18 protein-coding genes and 9 pseudogenes are annotated in these 21,372 nt (G+C 43.4%); 11 read left to right on the forward strand and 16 right to left on the reverse strand.

Going from position 1 to position 21,372, the window contains the following annotated elements; translation table 11 throughout:
- Positions 1-24: 24 nt before the first annotated feature.
- From hisF to HK413_RS12240, 10 genes and pseudogenes are all read right to left on the reverse strand, one after another.
- Positions 25-776 (reverse strand): annotated as a pseudogene (gene hisF / locus HK413_RS12200) (imidazole glycerol phosphate synthase subunit HisF).
- A 108-nt stretch (positions 777-884) separates the two neighbouring features.
- A pseudogene (locus HK413_RS12205) lies at positions 885-1,632 on the reverse strand (1-(5-phosphoribosyl)-5-[(5-phosphoribosylamino)methylideneamino]imidazole-4-carboxamide isomerase).
- A gap of 5 nt (positions 1,633-1,637) precedes the next feature.
- Positions 1,638-2,228, reverse strand: a complete 591-nt coding sequence (gene hisH, locus HK413_RS12210) for an imidazole glycerol phosphate synthase subunit HisH (RefSeq protein ID WP_175270334.1) — start codon at positions 2,226-2,228, stop codon at positions 1,638-1,640.
- A gap of 86 nt (positions 2,229-2,314) precedes the next feature.
- Positions 2,315-3,455 (reverse strand): annotated as a pseudogene (gene hisB / locus HK413_RS12215) (bifunctional histidinol-phosphatase/imidazoleglycerol-phosphate dehydratase HisB).
- Positions 3,452-4,497: pseudogene (gene hisC, locus HK413_RS12220) on the reverse strand (histidinol-phosphate transaminase). The pseudogenes hisB and hisC overlap by 4 nt, the downstream one beginning before the upstream one ends.
- 759 nt (positions 4,498-5,256) lie before the next feature.
- The gene (locus HK413_RS22340; protein WP_394353173.1) at positions 5,257-5,475 is read right to left on the reverse strand and encodes a histidinol dehydrogenase; all 219 of its coding nucleotides are present in this window, start codon (positions 5,473-5,475) and stop codon (positions 5,257-5,259) included.
- 16 nt (positions 5,476-5,491) lie between these two features.
- A pseudogene (gene hisD / locus HK413_RS12225) lies at positions 5,492-6,544 on the reverse strand (histidinol dehydrogenase).
- Between the two features lie 74 nt (positions 6,545-6,618).
- Complete coding sequence (gene hisG / locus HK413_RS12230) at positions 6,619-7,470, reverse strand: ATP phosphoribosyltransferase (protein ID WP_175270335.1); 852 nt, start codon at positions 7,468-7,470, stop codon at positions 6,619-6,621.
- A gap of 223 nt (positions 7,471-7,693) precedes the next feature.
- Positions 7,694-9,208: a hypothetical protein gene (locus HK413_RS12235; protein ID WP_175270336.1), complete on the reverse strand. Its 1,515-nt coding sequence runs from the start codon at positions 9,206-9,208 to the stop codon at positions 7,694-7,696.
- Positions 9,209-9,215: 7 nt separating this feature from the next.
- Positions 9,216-9,707 (reverse strand): D-glycero-alpha-D-manno-heptose-1,7-bisphosphate 7-phosphatase, encoded by a 492-nt coding sequence (locus tag HK413_RS12240; RefSeq protein ID WP_175270337.1) that lies wholly within the window; start codon positions 9,705-9,707, stop codon positions 9,216-9,218.
- A gap of 365 nt (positions 9,708-10,072) precedes the next feature.
- Between HK413_RS12240 and HK413_RS22345 the strand changes: the two are divergent.
- From HK413_RS22345 to HK413_RS12265, 11 genes and pseudogenes are all read left to right on the forward strand, one after another.
- Positions 10,073-11,343 (forward strand): annotated as a pseudogene (locus tag HK413_RS22345) (glutamate synthase subunit alpha); the annotation flags it as partial.
- Between the two features lie 198 nt (positions 11,344-11,541).
- Complete coding sequence (locus tag HK413_RS22350; protein WP_394353174.1) at positions 11,542-12,249, forward strand: glutamate synthase central domain-containing protein; 708 nt, start codon at positions 11,542-11,544, stop codon at positions 12,247-12,249.
- Positions 12,167-13,562: pseudogene (locus HK413_RS22355) on the forward strand (FMN-binding glutamate synthase family protein); the annotation flags it as partial. The gene HK413_RS22350 and the pseudogene HK413_RS22355, both read left to right, overlap by 83 nt.
- 357 nt (positions 13,563-13,919) lie before the next feature.
- Positions 13,920-14,408 (forward strand): annotated as a pseudogene (locus HK413_RS18345) (GltB/FmdC/FwdC-like GXGXG domain-containing protein); the annotation flags it as partial.
- Positions 14,381-14,590, forward strand: a complete 210-nt coding sequence (locus tag HK413_RS18350) for a hypothetical protein (protein ID WP_246230469.1) — start codon at positions 14,381-14,383, stop codon at positions 14,588-14,590. The pseudogene HK413_RS18345 and the gene HK413_RS18350, both read left to right, overlap by 28 nt.
- 60 nt (positions 14,591-14,650) lie before the next feature.
- Entirely contained in the window at positions 14,651-14,860 is a 210-nt protein-coding gene (locus HK413_RS21485) for a hypothetical protein (protein WP_317169560.1), read from the forward strand.
- Positions 14,829-15,746, forward strand: a complete 918-nt coding sequence (locus HK413_RS21490; protein ID WP_317169557.1) for a glutamate synthase subunit beta — start codon at positions 14,829-14,831, stop codon at positions 15,744-15,746. The genes HK413_RS21485 and HK413_RS21490 overlap by 32 nt, the downstream gene beginning before the upstream one ends.
- On the forward strand, positions 15,716-16,081 hold the full coding sequence (locus tag HK413_RS21495; protein ID WP_317169558.1) for an FAD-dependent oxidoreductase: 366 nt from the start codon (positions 15,716-15,718) through the stop codon (positions 16,079-16,081). Before HK413_RS21490 ends, HK413_RS21495 begins: the two co-directional genes overlap by 31 nt.
- Positions 16,082-16,332: 251 nt before the next feature.
- Entirely contained in the window at positions 16,333-16,728 is a 396-nt protein-coding gene (locus tag HK413_RS20070; RefSeq protein ID WP_175270338.1) for an ABC transporter permease, read from the forward strand.
- Positions 16,725-17,999, forward strand: a complete 1,275-nt coding sequence (locus HK413_RS20075; RefSeq protein ID WP_175270339.1) for an ABC transporter permease — start codon at positions 16,725-16,727, stop codon at positions 17,997-17,999. Before HK413_RS20070 ends, HK413_RS20075 begins: the two co-directional genes overlap by 4 nt.
- Positions 17,933-18,700, forward strand: coding sequence for an ABC transporter permease (locus tag HK413_RS12265; RefSeq protein WP_175270340.1), 768 nt, complete (start codon positions 17,933-17,935; stop codon positions 18,698-18,700). Before HK413_RS20075 ends, HK413_RS12265 begins: the two co-directional genes overlap by 67 nt.
- A 66-nt stretch (positions 18,701-18,766) precedes the next feature.
- Here HK413_RS12265 and HK413_RS12270 read toward each other — a convergent pair whose 3' ends face one another.
- The 6 genes and pseudogenes from HK413_RS12270 to HK413_RS15560 form a co-directional block, all read right to left on the reverse strand.
- On the reverse strand, positions 18,767-19,171 hold the full coding sequence (locus HK413_RS12270) for a YdeI/OmpD-associated family protein (RefSeq protein ID WP_175270341.1): 405 nt from the start codon (positions 19,169-19,171) through the stop codon (positions 18,767-18,769).
- On the reverse strand, positions 19,168-19,446 hold the full coding sequence (locus HK413_RS12275) for a hypothetical protein (RefSeq protein WP_175270342.1): 279 nt from the start codon (positions 19,444-19,446) through the stop codon (positions 19,168-19,170). The genes HK413_RS12270 and HK413_RS12275 overlap by 4 nt, the downstream gene beginning before the upstream one ends.
- A gap of 10 nt (positions 19,447-19,456) precedes the next feature.
- A pseudogene (locus HK413_RS12280) lies at positions 19,457-19,986 on the reverse strand (RNA methyltransferase).
- Positions 19,987-19,988: 2 nt separating this feature from the next.
- A complete protein-coding gene (locus HK413_RS21500; protein ID WP_317169559.1) occupies positions 19,989-20,468 on the reverse strand; it encodes a galactokinase in 480 nt (159 codons plus the stop codon).
- Entirely contained in the window at positions 20,453-21,193 is a 741-nt protein-coding gene (locus HK413_RS18370; RefSeq protein WP_246230471.1) for a galactokinase, read from the reverse strand. The genes HK413_RS21500 and HK413_RS18370 overlap by 16 nt, the downstream gene beginning before the upstream one ends.
- On the reverse strand, positions 21,165-21,372 hold a 208-nt coding region (locus HK413_RS15560; protein ID WP_217452295.1), incomplete at its 5' end, for a hypothetical protein. The genes HK413_RS15560 and HK413_RS18370, both read right to left, overlap by 29 nt.

Genomic DNA, 21,372 nt, shown 5'->3' on the forward strand with positions numbered 1-21,372 from the left:
CAAGTTCAGGATCACCGTGCCTGTTTATCTAACTTCTATATGCCTGTCCCTTAAAATATCCTTCAGGTCGGGTATTAATATCTCCCCATAATGAAAAACCGATGCAGCCAAAGCAGCATCAACATTGGTCTGCTCAAATACATCCACAAAATGCTGTACCGAGCCCGCGCCGCCCGAGGCAATTATCGGGATATTCACCGCATCATTTACTTTCTTTAACAACCCGTTATCAAACCCGGCTTTAGTACCGTCATGATCCATGGAGGTTAATAAAATCTCACCTGCGCCGCGGCTTTCGGCTTCTATTATCCAGTCTAACGTTTCTTTTTCTGTGGGAATGCGGCCGCCGTTTAAGTGTACAATATTTTTCCCATCGTTAACCCCGGTATCAACTGCAACAATCACGAATTGTACGCCAAATGCTTTAGCCAACTCATCAATTAAAGCAGGGTTACGCACTGCTGCCGAATTGATGGAGATCTTATCGGCCCCCGCGTTTAAGCGCGCGTCAGCGTCAGCTATTTCGTTAATACCGCCGCCTATGGTAAAGGGGATATTGATCTGTCTCGCAACAGCCTTAACCAATTCGACCATAGTTTTACGGCGTTCGTGTGTGGCAGTGATATCTAAAAATACCAGCTCATCCGCACCTGGCGCGAATAGTTCCAGGCCAGTTCAACCGGGTCGCCGGCATCGCGCAGGTCGACGAAGTTTACGCCTTTAACAGTACGGCCGTCTTTAACGTCAAGACAGGGGATAATCCTTTTAGCAAGCATAATTAGTTTGTCATGCTGAGGAACGAAGCATCTTGTCAATCGTATAAGATCCTTCGCTATGCTCAGGATGACAATTATTTATAAATGATGCTCGCTACGCTCGTAGCGTTATATCGAGATTAACGATTCCAAATTCCAATTCTTTACTTCTTCAATGCTGATCTTGCCTTCATAAATAGCTTTGCCCACTACTACCGATTCTATTTTTAAGCGGTTTAATTGCTCAATATCGGCCATGGAGCTTACACCTCCCGAAGCGATTAGCTTGATGAATGGCGAATGGTCAAGCAGTTTTCCATAAAGGTCCACACCGGCACCACCCAATTTACCGTCTTTACTGATATCGGTACATAAAAAACGGAAGAAGCCAAGCGATAAACACCTGTCAACATAATCCATCAGTTTAATCGGCGAGCTTTCCATCCAGCCCGAGTATTTAATAACCTCGTCTAAAACATCTATAGCTATGACCACGTTATCCGAGCATTTATCGCGACCGCAAACGGCTTTGCTCAGCTCGTCTAAAAACATGGGATTGGTTAAAGCCTGCGTACCCACAATAACCCGGTGTACACCGGCAGCTACCAACTCTTTTACTTTTTCAATGCTGCGAATGCCGCCGCCATACTGTACCTGCATATCTGTTTTACGGATCACGTCGAACAAATATTCTGGTTAGAGAAATCGTTCTTTGCACCATTAAGATCTATGATATGGATTAAATTGGTACCGTTTGATTGATACTTTTCAATCATCTCCTCTAAAGTAACGTCATAACTGGTTACTTGCTCATAATCTCCCTCGCGCAGGCGTACCACCTTTTATTCAAAATATCAATAGCAGGAATTATATACATGTCTTTTACAATTTTGAGAAGTTAGTTAATAATGTTTCGCCATAAACCCCGGACTTTTCCGGGTGAAACTGGACAGCATAAAAGTTATCCCGCCAAATTGATGCCGAAAATTTAATATTATAATCAGTTGAAGCTAAGGTATAACTATTATCATACTCAATAAAGTATGAATGTACAAAGTAAAAATGTGAACCAACAGGAATATCTTTAAAAAGTGGATTTTCCTTTTCGGCATATACCCTGTTCCAACCGGTATGCGGCACTTTATGGTCGGCATCGGCGGCAAATTTTAATGTTTTGATAGGGAAGAGACCCAAAAGGTTAGAATCACCTTCTTCCGAGTATTCCGTCAGTAATTGCATGCCCACGCAAATACCCAAAGTTGGTTTATTTAAAGCTTTTATAGCCGGAACTAATCCCGACGCGGTCAACTTATCCATTGCAGCACCTGCGTGACCAACCCCCGGAATAATAAACCTGTCAAACTGCGCCATATCAGCCTCGGTATGTACCATACCGTAAGGGATGCCCAGCCGGTCTAAAGCTGCCGTAAGCGAGAAGATGTTGCCGGCACCGTATCTAACTATTCCTATCATTTTTTATTTAGAGTCAAGAAACAAGAAGCAAGAATCAAGATAAAAGCCAAACGTCTTGGCTCTCGATTCTTGACTCTTGATTCTATTTACAACATTCCTTTAGTTGATGGTAAAACCATGTTATTTACATCACGTTTTACAGCCATTTTTATTGCTTTTGCAAATACTTTAAAAATGGCTTCAATTTTATGATGTTCGTTTTGGCCCTCGGCTTTAATGTTAAGGTTAGCTTTGGCAGCGTCGCTAAATGATTTAAAGAAATGATAAAACATTTCGGTTGGTACGTCGCCGACTTTTTCGCGTTTAAAATCAGCTTCCCAAACCAACCAGTTGCGGCCGCCAAAATCAATTGCAGCTTGTGCCAGGCAATCGTCCATTGGCAGGCAAAAACCATAACGCTCAATTCCTTTTTTGTTACCCAAAGCAGCAGCAAAAACTTCACCTAAAGCAATGCCAGTATCTTCAATGGTATGATGCTCGTCAATATGTAAATCGCCCTTGGCAATTATTTCCAAATCAATACTGCCATGACGCGCGATCTGATCCAGCATATGGTCAAAGAAATGCAGGCCGGTTGATACTTTAGCTTCACCAGTACCATCCAGGTTTATTTTTACGTAGATGTCAGTCTCTTTAGTAGCGCGCTTGCTTTCAAAAACACGCTCTCCCAGTTTTAAAAACTCGTATATCTTTTTCCATTCTATGGTTTCCAAAGCCACTACATCCTTTATTTCGGCATTGTTTTGCGCTTCATTGCCGCCTAAATTTGATTGGTTATTTAACCAGATGGCTTTTGCGCCTAAATTTTTAGCCAGCAAAACATCATTACGGCGGTCGCCGATGGTGAACGAATTAGCCAGATCATATTTGGTGGTATCAAAATACTGCGTCAACAACGCTGTGCCCGGTTTACGGGTAGGGGCATTATCTGCCGGCGGTACGATCAATATATATCGCCGAAAAGTTTACACCTTCATTAGCAAATGTCTTCAGGATGAAGTTGTGTACCGGCCAAAAAGTATCTTCAGGATATTTATCCGATCCTAAACCATCCTGGTTAGTTATCATCACCAATTCGTAATCCAGCTCGGTTGCGATTTTCGACAGGTATTCAATAGCACCCGGATAAAACTCCAGTTTTTCAAACGAGTCTATCTGCTCATCAACAGGCTCCTTGATCATGGTGCCGTCGCGGTCGACAAAAAGTAGTTTCTGTAGCTTGCTCATTTAAAGTTTTTTAAAGTGTCGATCAATGTTTCATTCTCGGCCGGTGTACCCACAGTTATCCGCAGACTGCCTTCGCAAAGGTCAATTTTTGAACGATCGCGTACAATAATACCTTTTTGTACCAGGAAGTTATAAATCCCTTTCGGATCGGTTGTTTTAACCAGGATAAAGTTAGCATCACTGGGGAAAATATCCAGTACAAAATCAAACTCTTTTAAAGCCAGTACCAGTTTATCGCGCTGTGCCAGAGTTTCCTTTATCCAGCCGTTTACCTGCTCAACATTAGCCAGAGCTTTAAGCGCCAGTTGCTGCGATGATTCGTTAATGTTATAAGGTGGTTTAACCTTATTCATTACCTCGATGATTTCCTCGCTGGCGAAAGCCATACCCACACGTAATCCGGCTAATCCCCGGGCTTTTGATAAGGTTTGCAGTACTACCAGGTTTGAATACTCAGTAAGCTCCTGTATAAATGTTTTCTGGCGGCTAAAGTTGATATAAGCTTCGTCAACCACCACAATGCCGTCAAAGTTATTCAGTAAGGTTTCTACATCATCACGATTAATAGAATTACCCGTAGGGTTATTTGGCGAGCAGATAAAGATCAGCTTGGTGTTTTGGTCTATCGCTTCGGCTATACCTTCTAAATTCAATTGGAAATCTTCGGTAAGCGATACCTTTTTGGTTTTTATATCATTAATATTTGCCGATACCTCGTACATGCCATACGTAGGCGGCACTAATATCACATTATCAACGCCCGGGTTGCAAAAGCTGCGGAAAAGGATATCGATAGCCTCATCGCTGCCATTGCCTAAAAATATATTACGTATTGGTACACCTTTAATTTCGCTTAAACGCATTTTAACGTTGTATTGCAAGGGATCGGGGTAACGGTTATACGGTTCATCCAACGGTGAGCCAAAAGCGTTCTCGTTGGCATCTAAATATACACTTGCCTCGCCACGGAACTCATCACGGGCGGATGAGTAAGGGGTTAGGTTTTTATGTTTTCTCTTAGTATTTTATTTATGTCGAACATTATTTTATCAATTTAAAATCAGGAGAGAATTTCCAGCTACCACTCTCCCAATAGAATACAATGGCCTTATTCTTTTCAACAGGACAAGAAAAGTGTTCAATACTTTCTAAATCGTTGCTAAATAAGTAATGCTTTTTGTCGAGCCACTTTTTACATTGTACTTTGCTGCACTTATTTTAAAATTTCCATTTATTTTATCGTACTGCCAAAAGTATATATTCCCATTAATTACGTTTGGGGCAGATTTGTGATTGTCAAAGCCTTGGAGAATATCTTTTAATATTACTTTCTTTTCCTTTAAAACGGCAATGTATTTATTAGGACTTGCATAAAGGACACCGGGCCATGCCCGCTCGGTTTCGGTTTTGTTGTTGTACTTTGTTAATGTATAATATAAATATTGGTTATCGCTGATTTGATTAATGCCATATCCTAAATTAATAGTATCTGCAATTTTCCCGTCGCGCTCTACAATAGCATATGTCCCTTCAAATGTTCCGGCAGAAAACTCGCCTGTATCAACAGCAGTGTAATATTTATTTAATTTGTATGGTTTAAATGATTTTTTTGGATTATAACCCGTAAAGAATCAGCTTTTCGCGATGAATCGGCATCATTTTTAGCTACATCGAATGATGTGCTGTTTTTCTTATGATTGCACGCACAAAGAAAAATGACGAATAGCACCAAGCCTAATGTTTTACCTAAATCACGCATTGTATTTCTCTTTCGATTGCTTTATTCCTCGCAATGATATATTTATTTCTTCATCCTTACACTCACCGCATTCTTATGCGCGTGCAAACCTTCTAAATCTGCCAGTATTTCTACCGATGGCCCGATGTTTTGTATGCCATCGGGCGTAATATGCTGGAAGGTGATCTTCTTCACAAACGAATCAACCGATACACCTGAATAAGCCCTTGCATAGCTGCTGGTTGGCAGCGTATGGTTGGTGCCCGATGCATAATCGCCCACACTCTCGGGTGTTAAATTACCCGGGGAACACAGAACCTGCATTGATGATCTTACCAGTGATCTGTGACCAGTGTTCTGTGGCGAGTATTAAATGCTCGGGCGCGTATTCATTGCTGAATTGCATGGCTTCATCCAATGTTTTTGTTATAACGATGTACGAGTTATCCAGCGCTTGTTTAACAATCTCCGCGCGTGGTAAAACGGCTGTTTGTTTCTCAACCTCGGCTAAGGTCGCGTTAGCTATTTGTGCCGATGTGGTAACCAGGATAGATTGACTATCAATACCATGTTCGGCCTGCGCCAACAGGTCGGCAGCAATAAACTCAGGTGTCGCGGTTTCATCGGCAATCACCAATACTTCCGACGGGCCGGCCGGCATATCAATAGCCGTGGTGGTGGTCGACTGTATAATGGTTTTAGCCTTGGTTACAAACTGGTTACCCGGTCCGAAGATCTTATCGACCCTGCTGATCGTTTCAGTCCCATAAGCCATGGCCGCTATAGCCTGCGCGCCGCCTGCCATGTAGATCTTATCAATACCTAACAATAGCGCCACATAAGCTATAAAAGCATTAAGCTTGCCATTTTTTTGCGGCGGTGAGCAAACCACTATCTCATGGCAACCCGCAATACGCGCCGGGATGCCCAGCATTAAAAATGTGCTTGGCAAAACAGCGGTGCCGCCAGGGGATATATAAGCCAACTTTTTCAATCGGCCTTAACTCGCGCCAGCAGGTAACGCCGGGCATGGTTTCAACCTTGTCCTCAGTTTTTAACTGTGTTTGGTGAAACTTGTAGATGTTATCATAAGCGGTATCCAAAGCGGCTTTCTGGTCGGGCGATATGGTTGCTGCCATTTCTTCCAGCTCGGCTTTATCCGGTACAGCTTGTTTAAAGTAACCTTGTCAAACTTTTCGGCATAGTCCAATAAAGCACGGTCGCCGTGTTGTTGTACGGTGGCTAAAACCTCCTCAACAATAGCGCGGATCTCGTTAGCCGGGTCAACGTTGCGTTGTACCAGCTTGGTGATATCGGGTTTGCTTAAATCTGAATAATTGTAAACTTTCATCAGTTTGCAGTTTTCAGTTTGCAGTTGGCAATTACCGCTTGCTTACTGCAAAACCGGTAACTGCTTACTGCAAACTACAATATTATCTTCTCAATTGGCATCACAACAATGCCTTGTGCGCCGGCTTGTTTTAGCTGGCTTATACGGTCCCAAAAATCGCGCTCAGGTATTACGGTGTGTACCGCAACCCAGCCTTCTTCGGCCAATGGCAATACGGATGGGCTTTTAACACCCGGCAATAATGCTAATACGCCCGGCAAATTATCCTTCTTAACGTTTAACACTACGTATTTCGTTTCCTTGGCGCGTAATACCGATTGGATCCGTTGCATCAGCTCCTGTACCAGGTCGTTGGTTTCGCTGCCTTTTGACCCTATCAATACCGCTTCTGACGACATTACATCAGCAAAAGGTTTTAGTCCGTTGCTTTTTAATGTGCCGCCGGTTGATACCAGGTCGCAGATGGCATCACTTAATCCTAAACCCGGCGAAATCTCAACCGAACCCGAAATGGTACGGATATCCGCATGTATATTTTGTTTTTGCAAAAATTTACCCAAAATAACCGGGTAGGTGGTAGCTATTGATCTGCCTTCAAGGTCGGTCAGTTCATTAATATCGCTGTTATTAGTGATGGCTATTTTTAAAGAGCATTTGCCAAAACCTAAACGCTGTAAGTAGCTTACAGATACTTCAGTTTCTTCGATTACGTTTTCGCCAACTATACCCAGATCGGCAATGCCGTCCTGTACATATTCAGGAATGTCATCATCGCGCAGGAACAAAATTTCGAGCGGGAAATTAGAAACAGGAGAGATAAGCGAGCTCTTATAATTTTCAAAATTTAAGCCGCAATTTTTTAGTAGTTCAACAGATTTTTCGTTGAGCCGACCCGATTTTTGGATCGCTATTTTTAGTGTTTTCACTGAGTGTAATTAAGGGTACTAATATAAAAATTATAAACGGGGGTTGTTATTTCGCGTAGAAACATACAGTTATCTGATCACCACAAGGTGGTGATGGTGCAGATGCAGTTGATGTATGTTATTTAGTCCCATTTTTATATAGTATAACTATAGATAAGCGCTGCAAATATAGCGCAGTTGTTTTTAAAATCAAAATAAATAGTAAAGTGGTAGACTATTTTTTTTATTTGAGCCCGTCACCATTGTATTCAAAAATCGCTCCATCCTTTAAATCGTATAGATGTTTTAGTTGATGCTCTTTTTCGATATCGTGGATATTAATCAGTTCCACATTATCTAAAGTTTTAAACCAGATATAGTAATAATGTTTTCTCTGGTAAAACTTGTCTACATCCTGTTTAAAATAACGGTGCGGCACCGGGGTTGAATGCATCCCTGTAAAAAAGTAAACAGCTTCATCCGCGTTAGAAACTACGGGCACGCCCGGCTTAAAAATATGCTTGTGCGATCTTAAAAATTGTACAAAAGGCGAGGTGTTCCAGCTATCGTCCGAGTAGCCGGGCACGCCATAATCCAGTTCATCGTCATAGCGCTGATAAAGAGATTGCGCCGAAGCATATTCAAAGGCCAGCATCAGCAATATAGCAACGCCAGCCAAAACGTATTTGGCCCTCTTTTTTATCGTAACGAAAACATCAGGAACCCAGCTGGTATATGATATTAATAAGGGTATAAACATAGGCGACAGCAGCCTGCTGTTTAACCGTTCGAACCGCGAAAACGTAGCCAGCAAAATAATGAATAATCCATAGACCAACGCGTATGCTATCACTATATTTTCGTAACTGTTAATGCGGCCGGTAAAGGCTTTCCAGCCTAAAATAGCTATCAGCGCTATTAATGTTAATGCTGCAATAGCCGTAGCATAACTATCGGCACTTTCATGAAAGCTGGCCCAGTCGCAAAACACGGTGCCGGCGTAGTGAAGGTTTTCGCTGAAAGAAGTAATGGATGGCAGGCGTTTACCCGTACTTAATCCCGTATTCAAACTGTTTAAAAACAGATTGCCGGCCAATAATGATATCGACCCAAAACCTAATATCAATACATGCTTTATTTTTCTGCGGATGGTAAGCTGGTCGTCCAGTAACAACATTAAACCGCCCGCGCCAATAAGGGTGATACCGGCATAACGCGTTATACATGCAACAGCCGTAATAATTACCACCATTAATAAGGAGAAGGTGCTGTGCAAGCGCATATAGTGGTGATAAGCCAGTATAAACAGCATTACTTCCAGTATAAACAACGTTTCCGACCATAAAAAGCTGTAGATCTCGATCAGTGCCGGGCTTAGGATGATAGCTGCTAGCACCAATATTTTATAGATCCCGGCATGGGTAATGAACCTTTCCATCATCCACCCGGTTACAAATATCACCGCCGCAAACAGGCACGAGTTAATAACTGATCCGGCAATAAAAGCATCAACCCCGGTTATAAATTGCATCACCCCTAAAAAGAAAGGGTAAAACACAGGGAAGAAAGTTAAAGGCGTACCATTAAAGGTTATAAGCGACCAATGCGCCTGTATGCTGTTGGCTGTACTGGCATACATGATAGAGTCAGGAGAGATCCCCACACCGCTGTAACTTGTAAATATATGGATCACAATGAAGCCGATGATGGCGGCTATCAGTGTATCAATATGTTTTAGGTAGGCGGTGTATTTCGTCATGTTGTAATTAAGCTATCATATCCAACACCGTACTAATCGGCTGATCACTATCAATCAAAATACCTTTAACACCCGCGGCGGTTCCGGCTTCCACATCACGGTCACGGTCGCCAATAAAGTATGACTTTGACGGGTCGATATTATATTTCTCAATCCCTTGCAGCAGCAGACCCGGTTTGGGTTTGCGGCAATCGCAGTCGCCGGTAAAGTTGGGGTGGTGCGGGCAATAAAACATATCGGTAAACTCAACACCGTGTTCATGGTAAGCTTCGCGCAATTTGGTATGCATTTTAGCAAGTTCTTCTTCGGTATACCAGCCTTTAGCCAAGCCGCCCCGGTTGGTGGCTACAATAAGCATATAACCTTTATCCTGCAGCGTCTTTAACGCGTCGTAATTATCGAGAACTATAAAGTCTTCCACCCGGCATATATAATCGCCCTGCTCATGGTTTAACACACCATCGCGATCTAAAAAAACAGCTTTATTTTTTGCAGACATTAATTAAAATTTTTGCAAAAATAGTAAAAGCATTTTTAATGAAGGAGGGAGTGGTTTGCTGCTTGTCGCGTAATTAAATAAGGTTATATATCATTATTCCCAATTACATTTTGCTTTAAAAGTTTAAATGAAATCCAATTTTGTCTGTCAAACCAATAACTATACTTATTGCCAATACTATAATTTAAGTCATGTAATTTGCGATATTTTAATATGTTTTGTTAAATTATTATTAAATTTAAAATTGGAGCAGGTATTATCTGCCATTTTTTAAGAGAATACCAAAAATTAATATTTATATCGTAAAAACGTTTTGCATTCTGTATTTTCGTGGTTACGAACACATATAAACCGTTTGTATAGCGATGGATCAGAACGATAGCACACGACAGGGTCTTTACAGGCCAGAATTTGAACACGACTCTTGCGGAACAGGCTTTATCACCAACATTAATGGTCATAAAGACAACCAGATAATTGATAACGCGCTTACGATGTTAGAGAACATGGAGCACCGCGGAGCCTGCGGCTGCGATCCTGACTCGGGCGACGGCGCGGGTATATTAATCCAATTGCCACATGAATTTTTCATGGAAGAATGCTCATACCGGAGATCAGCCTGCCTGAGCCGGGCGAGTATGGTGTAGGTATGATATTCCTGCCAAAGGAATCGGTGCTTAAAAAAGCCTGCCGCACGGTAATTGATAATGCAATTGATAAGTTAGGATTACATAAATTAGGTTACCGTAAATTAACGGTAAACTCATCAGTAATAGGCGAAACCGCACGCAGCGCCGAGCCGGATGTTGAGCAGGTGTTTATTTCAAGGCCGCACAGCATTACCAATACCGAAGATTTTGAACGTAAGCTATACGTATTAAGAAGATACATCAACAAAACAGTTACCGAAACTATCCCGGGTGCAAGGAACGATTTCTATTTCCCGTCGTTATCTTGCAAAACCATTATCTATAAGGGCCAGTTAACTACTTACCAGTTGCGCCAGTACTATGCTGATCTTACCGATCCGCGCATGGCATCAGCTTTGGCGGTGGTTCACTCGCGTTTCTCAACCAATACGTTCCCGTCATGGAAGTTGGCCCAGCCGTTCCGCATGATAGCGCATAATGGCGAGATCAATACGTTAACCGGTAACTTAAACTGGTTCTACTCGGGCCTTAAATCATACGCGTCTGCGTACTTCACTAACGAGGAGATGGAGATGCTGTTACCGGTGGTTGATAACAATCAGTCGGATTCGGCTTGTTTAGATAACATCATTGAGATACTGCAACACACCGGCCGCTCATTACCGCACGTAATGATGATGCTGATACCTGAGGCATGGGATGGCAACGAGCAGATGGACCCGATAAAGAAAGCTTTCTACGAGTTCCACGCTACTTTAATGGAGCCATGGGATGGCCCGGCAGCAATCAGCTTTACCGATGGTAAACTGGTAGGTGCGGTGCTTGACCGTAACGGCCTGCGCCCGTTACGTTATACCATTACCAGCGATGGCCGTGTTATAGCCGCTTCTGAAACCGGTGTACTGAAGATAGACGAGAAAACAGTTTTACGTAAGGGCCGTTTACAGCCGGGTAAAATGTTATTGATTGATACCGAGCACGGCAAAATCATTACCGACGAAGAGATCAAACAACAAATAGCTTCGCGCCAGCCTTATGGCCGCTGGTTAGAGAACTATAAAATAAAAATGGAGGACCTTACCGAGCCGCGTTTAGCTTTTGCTAACCTGAGCGCCGATTCGGTTTTCCGTTACCAGCAGGTATTTGGTTATAGCCGCGAGGATATCGATACCATCATCAAACCAATGGCGCTTGATGGTAAAGAGCCGATAGGGTCAATGGGTACTGATGTGCCTTTGGCTATTTTATCTGATAAACCTCAGCATCTATCAAGCTACTTTAAGCAGTTTTTTGCGCAGGTAACCAACCCGCCGATAGACCCTATCCGCGAGCGTTTAGTAATGAGCCTTGCTACCTTTATAGGTAACAACGGTAACTTGCTTGATGAGGATAAAATGCATTGCCATTGCGTAACGCTTAAACACCCGATCTTAAAAAATCATCAGTTAGAGAAACTGCGCAGTATTGATACCGGCATGTTCCATGCTAAAACGCTGCAAACTTATTTTAATGCTGATGGTAACCCCGGCTCATTACAAAAAGGTATCGAGCGTGTTTGCCGCTATGCAGAGGATGCTGTTGCCGATGGTTTTGAAGTATTGATCCTGTCTGACCGTGCGGTTGATTCTGAGCACGCGCCTATACCATCATTATTAGCGGTATCTGCGGTGCATCACCATCTGATCAAAAAAGGCTTACGTGGTGCTGTAGGTATAGTAGTTGAAACAGGTGATGTTTGGGAAGTACATCATTTTGCCTGCTTACTGGCATTTGGCGCAACTGCTATTAACCCATACGGCACAAGCCACTATAGAGAACTTAAAAGAAAGCGGCGCGTTAGAAACCAGCCCGGATACCAAATACCTGTTAAAAAACTATGTAAAATCTATTAACGACGGTTTGTTAAAGATCTTCTCTAAAATGGGAATTTCTACTCTGCAATCATACCATGGTTCGCAGGTATTCGAGATCTTAGGATTGAACAAAGACGTAGTTAATAAATATTTCTGCGGAGCGGTTACCCGTATCGGCGGTTTAGGTTTGGATGAGATTGCGCGCGAATCGCTTTGCAAACACCGCATAGGCTTTGGCGCTAAAAGCGAGAGCCGTTTATTGCCCGAAGGTGGTATTTACCAGTGGAAGCGCCGTGGCGAAGAACACTTGTTTAACCCAACAACCGTACACTTATTACAACATGCTACGCGCAGTAATAACTACGAAGTTTATAAAAACTACGCTAAGGCTATTAATGAGCAAAGCGAGAAACATTTTACCATTCGTGGATTGCTTGATTTTGCACATCACCGTGAAGCGATCTCGATAGACGAGGTTGAACCGGCAGAAAACATTATGAAGCGCTTTGCTACGGGTGCAATGTCATTCGGTTCGATATCGCACGAGGCGCACAGTACCATGGCTATTGCCATGAACCGTATTGGCGGCCGCAGCAATACCGGCGAGGGTGGCGAGGATGAAATGCGTTATGAGTTATTGCCTAACGGCGATTCTATGCGCTCGTCTATCAAGCAAGTGGCATCTGGTCGTTTTGGGGTTACCTCAAACTACCTGACCAATGCCGACGAGTTACAGATTAAAATGGCGCAGGGTGCAAAACCCGGCGAAGGGGGCAGTTACCGGGCCACAAGGTTGACGACTGGATAGCAAAAACCCGTCACTCAACTCCGGGTGTAGGTTTAATATCGCCGCCGCCGCACCATGATATTTATTCTATCGAAGATTTGGCCCAGTTGATCTTCGACTTAAAAATGCTAACCGCACTGCCCGTATCAACGTTAAGCTGGTATCAAAAGCAGGCGTAGGTACTATTGCCGCAGGTGTTGCCAAAGCCCATGCCGATGTTATTTTGATCGCCGGCTATGACGGTGGTACAGGTGCATCGCCAATAAGCTCGGTAAAACATGCAGGTTTACCATGGGAACTTGGTTTAGCAGAAGCACACCAGACATTGGTACGCAATAAACTGCGCAGCCGCGTGGTGTTACAAACAGATGGTCAGTTAAAAACAGGCCGCGACTTAGCTATTGCAGCCTTAATGGGTGCAGAGGAGTGGGGTGTTGCAACCGCCGCATTAGTTGCCGGTGGTTGTATCATGATGCGTAAGTGTCACCTTAATACCTGCCCGGTAGGTGTTGCTACACAAGATCCTGAACTTAGAAAATTATTTTCGGGCAAGCCGGAGCATATCGTGAACCTGTTTAAGTTCATGACTGAAGAGCTGCGCGAGATCATGGCCGAATTAGGCTTCCGTACCATTAACGAAATGGTGGGCCGCGTTCAGTTCCTGAAAGTAAGAGATAACATTAAGAGCTGGAAAGCTAAGAAGGTTGATCTTTCTGGTATTCTTCATCCGGTAAATAATCCCAAAGATGTTACGCTTTACAACAGCGAAGCACAGGATCATGGCATGGCCGAGATCATCGACTGGAAACTATGGGAAGATGCAAAACCTGCACTGGCTGATAAAACACCGGTATTTGGTACCTATGATGTGAAAAATACCGACCGTACCATAGGCGCGTTATTATCAAATGAGATCTCGAAGATCTACGGATCAGCAGGTTTACCTGATAATACCATCAACTATAAATTTAAAGGATCTGCCGGGCAAAGCTTTGGCGCTTTTGCAACCAAAGGCGTATCATTTGAGCTGGAAGGCGAGGCTAATGATTATGTAGGTAAAGGCTTATCAGGTGCGCAACTGGCGGTTTATTCATCGCCTGATGCTACTTACCAGGCCGAAGAAAATATTATTATAGGTAACGTTGCCCTGTACGGTGCAACATCAGGCGAAGCCTTTATAGCAGGTATGGCTGGCGAACGTTTCGCGGTACGTAACTCGGGTGCTACAACAGTTGTTGAAGGTATTGGCGACCACGGTTGCGAGTATATGACCGGCGGACTGGCGCTTATCCTTGGTAAAACGGGCCGTAACTTTGCCGCGGGTATGAGCGGCGGTATTGCTGGGTTTATAATCCGGATGGTGATTTTGCCGAAAACTGCAATATGGAAATGGTTGACCTTGACCCGCTAACACTTAAAGACGAGGAGCAGATCCTTACTTTATTGCGGAAGCATGTAAGCTTAACCGGCAGCAAGCTGGCACAATCTATCATCAAAAACTGGGACAAAGCTTCTACCGATTTTGTGAAAGTGTTCCCTAAGGAGTATAAAAAAGTAATAGAGAAATTAGAATATCAAACTGTAAGCAAATAATTCAGAGATGGGAAAAGTAACAGGATTTCAGGAATACGACAGGAAGATGCCTGAAAAATTATCGCCTGCAGAACGTATAAAAACTATAACGAATTTGAGAGTTTATATTCTGATGAGGAACTAAATAAACAATCGGCGCGCTGTATGGATTGCGGTATCCCGTTTTGTCATTCGGGATGCCCGCTGGGTAATATCATCCCCGAGTTTAACGATGCAGTTTACAATAAGAAATGGGAAGATGCTTACCAGATCCACGGCATCAACCAATAACTTCCCCGAGTTTACCGGCCGTATTTGCCCCGCGCCCTGCGAATCTGCATGCGTGTTAGGTATCAACAGGCCCCCGGTTGCTATTGAGGAGATTGAAAAACACATTATAGAAATTGCTTACCAGAAAAACTTGGTAAAACCGGTAGCGCCTTTGGTTAAAACCGGTAAAAAAATTGCCGTTGTTGGTTCTGGTCCGGCGGGGTTGGCTGCCGCCGCGCAGTTAAGCAAAGCGGGCCACGAGGTTACGGTATATGAGCGCGATGATAAAATTGGCGGCTTGCTACGTTATGGGATCCCCGATTTCAAAATGGAAAAATGGGTTATTGATCGTCGTTTAGAAGTGATGGAAAAAGATGGCGTTGAATTTAAAACCAATACCGAAATAGGTAAGGATATTGCTGCCGATGAACTGGTGCGTAACCATGACGCGGTAGTATTATCGGGTGGTTCAACCATTCCGCGCGATTTGCCTATCCCCGGCCGCGAGCTGAAAGGTATCCATTTTGCAATGGACTTTTTGAAACAACAAAACAAACGCGTTGGCAACTCGCCAATCACAGCCGAAGATATTTTAGCTACCGGTAAAGATGTGGTAGTTATTGGTGGTGGTGATACCGGCTCTGACTGTGTAGGTACATCAAACCGCCGTGGTGCCAAATCTATCAAGCAGTTTGAAGTGATGTTTCAGCCGCCAGAGCAGCGCACACAGCACATGCCATGGCCAAGCTATCCAATGGTGTTAAAAACAACTACCTCGCACGAGGAAGGTGTTGAACGCCACTGGGGTATCAATACTAAAGAATTTTTAGGCGATGAGAATGGTAACCTGCGCGCATTACGTATAGCTGATGTGGAATGGGAAACAGATTTCTGGGTCGCCCGGTGAAGTTTACCGAAGTTGAAGGCTCAGAGCGCGAGATACCTTGCCAAAGGGTATTCCTGGCTATGGGTTTCCTGAACCCGCAATATGTGGGTATGCTGGAAAGCCTTGGTGTTGAACTTGATGGCCGTAAAAATGTTAATGCTAAAGAAGGTGTTTACCGTACCAACGTAAGCAAAGTATTTGCAGCAGGCGATATGCGCCGCGGACAATCATTGGTTGTTTGGGCGATATCAGAAGGCCGCGAATGCGCCCGCAAGGTTGATGAGTTTTTAATGGGGCACTCTGTATTAGAGAGCAAAGATTCTGTTAACCAATTCGACCAGGTCTTTGATTCGTAAGACTCCCTGACCCCCTGAAGGGGGAATGATATTCGAGAATCCTCTTTCGCTTAGCGGGAGAGGATTTTTTGGTTTTTGTAGACCAGAGTCTTGAACTAAGTTGCCAATGCTGAACGGTAATTTAAAAGCGGACATTTGATTGTACCGTTATCGAACAGTTGTTATACATAATTATAGTATAATAGATTGTTAATCAATTTTTTATATAAATGGCATGCCGTTAGATGCTGTAGTTTTCTATATCCATCATTATGTTTCAAAACTATTTTTTAACCGCTTTCCGCAGCTTGCGCAGGTTTAAACTGTTCACCTTTCTGAATGTGTTTGGTTTAGCGACAGGTATGGCTTGTAGTATCCTGATCCTGTTATGGGTGCAGGATGAACGCAGCTATGATCAGTTTAACGAACATGCCGGTCAAATTTACAGGCTAACTACTAATGTAGCGGGTACACCTGCCGCCGTAACACCTCCGCCGGTTGTGAGCGCAATGAAGCAGCAGTTACCAGCCATTAAGGCGGTAACCAGGGTAGTGCCGGTCAGCGCAATTGTAAGTGTAGGCATTCAGAAGTTTGCTGAAAAAATATTCTCTACGCAGATCCAAATTTCCTGCAGGTATTCAGTTATCCATTATTGCAGGGCGAGGTGAACCAAGCGCTAACGCGTCCGGACGGTGTGGTCATTACAGAAAGTATTGCAATAAAATACTTTGGTTCTGCACAGGCCATTGGAAAAACTATTCATGTCGATAACGACGCGAATGGACATGATTACCAGGTAAGCGGTGTATTGAAAAATATCCCGCATAATTCGCATTTACAATTTGCGATTTTATTACCCATCGATTTTTATAACCAATCAAACGGAGGTGTTTGGGACAATTTTTCCGCCTACAGCTACATTCAACTGGATGATCACTTTAAAGCCGATGCTAAAAGTATCGCGGCGCTTGAACAGCAAACTAATGCCATCTATAAGGCTAATGACAAGAGTAACACTAAAAGCACCTTTTCCTTACAGCCGCTTGCCGACATCCATTTGCACTCGCAGCTGGCGGTGGATGTTGATGGACAAGGGAATAACCAGTATGTGACCATATTTTTCCTGGTGGCCCTGTTTATTTTACTGCTGGCCTGCGTAAACTTTATGAACTTGTCAACAGCGTTAGGGAGTCAAAGAGCTAAGGAGGTTGGCTTGCGCAAAACTATTGGCGCTATGCGTGGGCAGCTGGTTACGCAATTCATGAGCGAATCTTTATTGGTTGCCTTGATTTCATTGATCATTGGCAGTGCTGGTGCGTGGTTGCTGCTGCCGTTATTCAACGATCTGTCGGCTAAGCAAATAACAATGGATTTGTTAAATTTCAAGTTATTGGGAAGTTTGTTGGGCCTGGCGGTGTTTGTTGGGATTGTTTCCGGAAGTTACCCGGCATTTTTCATGTCGTCGTTTAACCCGTCTACGGTGTTAAAAGGTCTGAAAGTTTTTGGTAATAAAAAGTCCTCTTTACGGAACGGGTTAGTTGTGTTCCAGTTTGCTGTAGCAGTAATTTTAATTGTGAGCACTATCGTGGTAAACTACCAGTTACGGTTTATCCGCAACCGTGATATCGGTTTTAACAAGGCGAATCTGCTTTATCTGGAAATGCCCAGAACCGGTGATCTTCAAAGTAATTACCAGGCATTAAAAGCAGCGCTGCAGCAAAATCCCGGTATCACTGATTATAGCCTGGTTAATCAATTGCCTACCAATCTCAGCTCCGCCACTAATAACGTGACCGGAGCGGAAAAGATCCCCGTTTGCAAATCCTCTTTCCACACATTAGTGTGGATGATGGCTTCGTTAAAACTTTCGGTATGCATATGCTTGCCGGGCGCAGCTTTAATGACCAAATCAAAGGGGATGAAAATAACTATGTTGTAAATGAAAAAGCGGCGAAACTGATGGGCATGACTGTAGAAAACGCTGTGGGACAAAAGATCACCAGCAAAGGACACGAAGGATTGATTATTGGTGTAGTCAAAGATTTTAACTTCAAGCCGGTTCAGCAACCCATAGAGCCCCTTATTATGAAACATACCAATAATGGCGGTTATCTTGTATTACGTTCCAGTCCGGCAAATATCCAGGCGCTGATTGTAAAGTTACGGTCTATTTATCAGCATGTTTACCCAAATGCACCGTTTGCTTATGGTTTTGTAGATCAGGACCTCTCTAAGTTATATGTAGCCGAACAGCGCATGGGCACATTATTTAATACCTTTTCGCTGCTATCCATCCCGGTATCTTGCCCGGGTTTATTTGGGCTGGCTACTTTCGCGACACAGAGACGCATAAAGGAAATTGGTGTAAGGCGTGTATTAGGCGCTGGCGTTTGGGGAATAGTGGTCATGCTTATGCAGGACTTTGTACGTCTGGTAGCGTTATCACTGTTAATTGCTTTCCCATTAGCCTGGTACGCGATGAACAAATGGCTTAGCAGTTATGCTTACCGGGTAGAACTGAGCTGGTGGATATTTGCAGGAGCAGGTCTGCTGGCCATCGTTATCGCGGTGTTAACGGTCACCTACCAGTCCGTTAGGGCGGCATTAAACAATCCGGTTAAAAGTTTAAGAACTGACTAATTATAAAGGTAGTATTAATGCTTTTAAGAGGATGTTGGGTATAAGGTTACTTCAACAATATAGACTTCAAAAACAAATAAAAATATTTACTTTTCCGACGGATTTTTTTTTGCCGTTATTTAATTTTTCTACCAGTTTCACCAACCGCTCGTCGCGGGTCTTTTCCTGTTTGGCCGTAAGGATCCAGAGTACGTATTCTTTTTTATTGGAGTAGGAGAGCTGCTGGTAAAAATCCATAGCCTGGGGTGCTGTTTTCAGGGCATCGGCAATAAGGGGTGGGAGTTTGATCTGTTTATTATCCACGTCGATAAAGGCGCTGTACTCGTTCTGACGGATGTTTGTCTTGTTCCCTTCAGACTCTTTTGACTGCCCCAACGGCCTGAAACGCAGGGCCGTCCGGGTATCATCAATAGCTGCTGAGGCTACAATCCGCAGATCATATTTGGCTACTTCTTCCCAACTGCCCATCATTTCCGGTCGCTCTTAATACCCGAGCTCTTTTTGGGGTAGGTTATCCAGAATACGGTATCGGGTTTTAATACCGGGACTATGATCTTTAAGGATTCGGCCAGTTCGGCAGCGTTTTTTACAAATAGCTGCACCCCGTCAACTTGCCTGTTAGGGATAAAAAATAGGGTAACGCCTTCGGGTAAAGGCTCAAGGGTGGCAAAATAGCTTTTAGGCGCATTATAAAACAACCAGTTTTTACCAGGCTTTATTAATAGTTTTTTAGCTAATGCACTCATCAATCACATTTTACAAATTCAATTTAGCAAAAAAATCCCACAATACAATACCTGCCGACACGACAATATTGAACGAGTGCTTGGTGCCAAATTGCGGTATTTCAATACAGGTGTCAATTACCTGCATCACTTCATCGCTAACTCCACTTACCTCATTACCAAATATCAACGCGTATTTTGCGTTTTTATTGGGGATAAATTCATTTAGCATTACGCTGTTTTCGGCCTGCTCAATAGCAACGATCTGGTAACCATTTGCACGTAACTGTTTAACGGCTGCTACCGCGTCTTCATGATATGTCCAGTTAACAGACTGGGTTGCCCCCAGCGCTGTTTTCTCAATCTCGCGGTGGGGGGCTGCGCAGTTATCCCACATAAACATATCTGTTCCACCGCAAAACCATCAGACGTCCGAAATATCGAGCCGATATTATGCATGCTGCGTACACTATCCAATACTACTGCAACAGGAAGTTTCTGCTGGTCCTTAAACTCTTCTACAGTTGCGCGGTTAAGCTCGTCTAATTTTAGTTTTCGCATCTCTATACCGGCAAGGTTCCAACTCCACTGCCAATTAATGATTGATATACAGATGGTGCGTAACCTATTTTAGCTGTATAATAAGTATTTAGTTCGTGGCTAAAGTTTTCAAATTCATTGTGTTTTACCGGGGCTATAGCACAGCCGCCAAATCCTGCGCCTGTCATGCGTGCTCCGGCTACGTGTGGGTTAGTTTTGGCATATTCTACTACAGTATCAAGCTCTTTGCCGCTAACCTCGTAAAGGTTGCGTAAGGAGTCGTGCGAGGCATACATCAGTTTGCCAAAGCCTGCCAGATCGTTTGCTGCAAGGGTATCGGCGGCCAATTTAACCCGGTCGTTCTCTTCAACAACGTGTTGGGCACGTTTACGAACCACCTCATCAGTTATTAAATGTTTATGCTGATTAAATGTCGCGGTATCAATATCGCACAAATAGTTAATGTTAAGCTCCTGGTTAAGCGCTTTTAATGCTGCCGGCACTCTTCAACCCGCTCGTTATATTTAGATTCAACCAGCTTGCGCGATTTGTTGGTATTGATAATAGCCAGTACATAGTCACCCAGGTTGCTGGGTACAATATCATATTTAAGCGTGTCGCAGTTTAATACAATCGCTTTATCTGTTTCGCCAAATGCTACGGCAAACTGATCCATTATACCGCAGTTAAGACCCATAAAGTTATTCTCGACCGATTTAGCGATCTTAACCAATTCCAGCTTATCATAGCCTGCCTTAAATAACTCATTCAAAGCAAACGATGTTACCACCTCTATAGATGCCGATGAAGATAAACCTGCACCAATTGGGATATCGCCAAAAAACAGCATGTCCAAACCTGTTATCTTATGTCCGTCTTTAGTAAAATATTCTATGGCGCCTAACGGGAAATTATACCAACCGTCGCCATCTTTTTTATAGCTATCGTTTACGGCCACATCTGCCTTCTCATCAAAATTCAAACTTTTAAAACGGAATACATTGTCGTTATTTGGGCTTATCAATAAATAGGTGCCAAAAGTTATTGCAGCCGGCATTACAAGCCCGCCATTGTAATCAATGTGTTCGCCTATTAAGTTTACCCTTCCCGGCGAGAAGTAGGCGTGTTGGGCTTCTTTTTGATATATTTCCTTGAATTTATTTCCGGACCAGAACCAACAACGGCAATTTTTACCGGTTTTAACCAAAGGCGCTACCGGTTTTACCAAGTTTTTCTGGTAAGCAATTTCTATAATGTGTTTTCAATCTCCTCAATAACGGCCGGGCTGTTATTAACACACAGTTCCTTTGCAACTCAAGGAAGTGGTTGACTCGGGGTGCAATGGCAGCTTCCTGACTTCTTATTATGGCTGTCGTTAAGCTTTCGAGGATATTACCCAGCGGGCAT

This window comes from Mucilaginibacter humi, assembly GCF_013087555.1.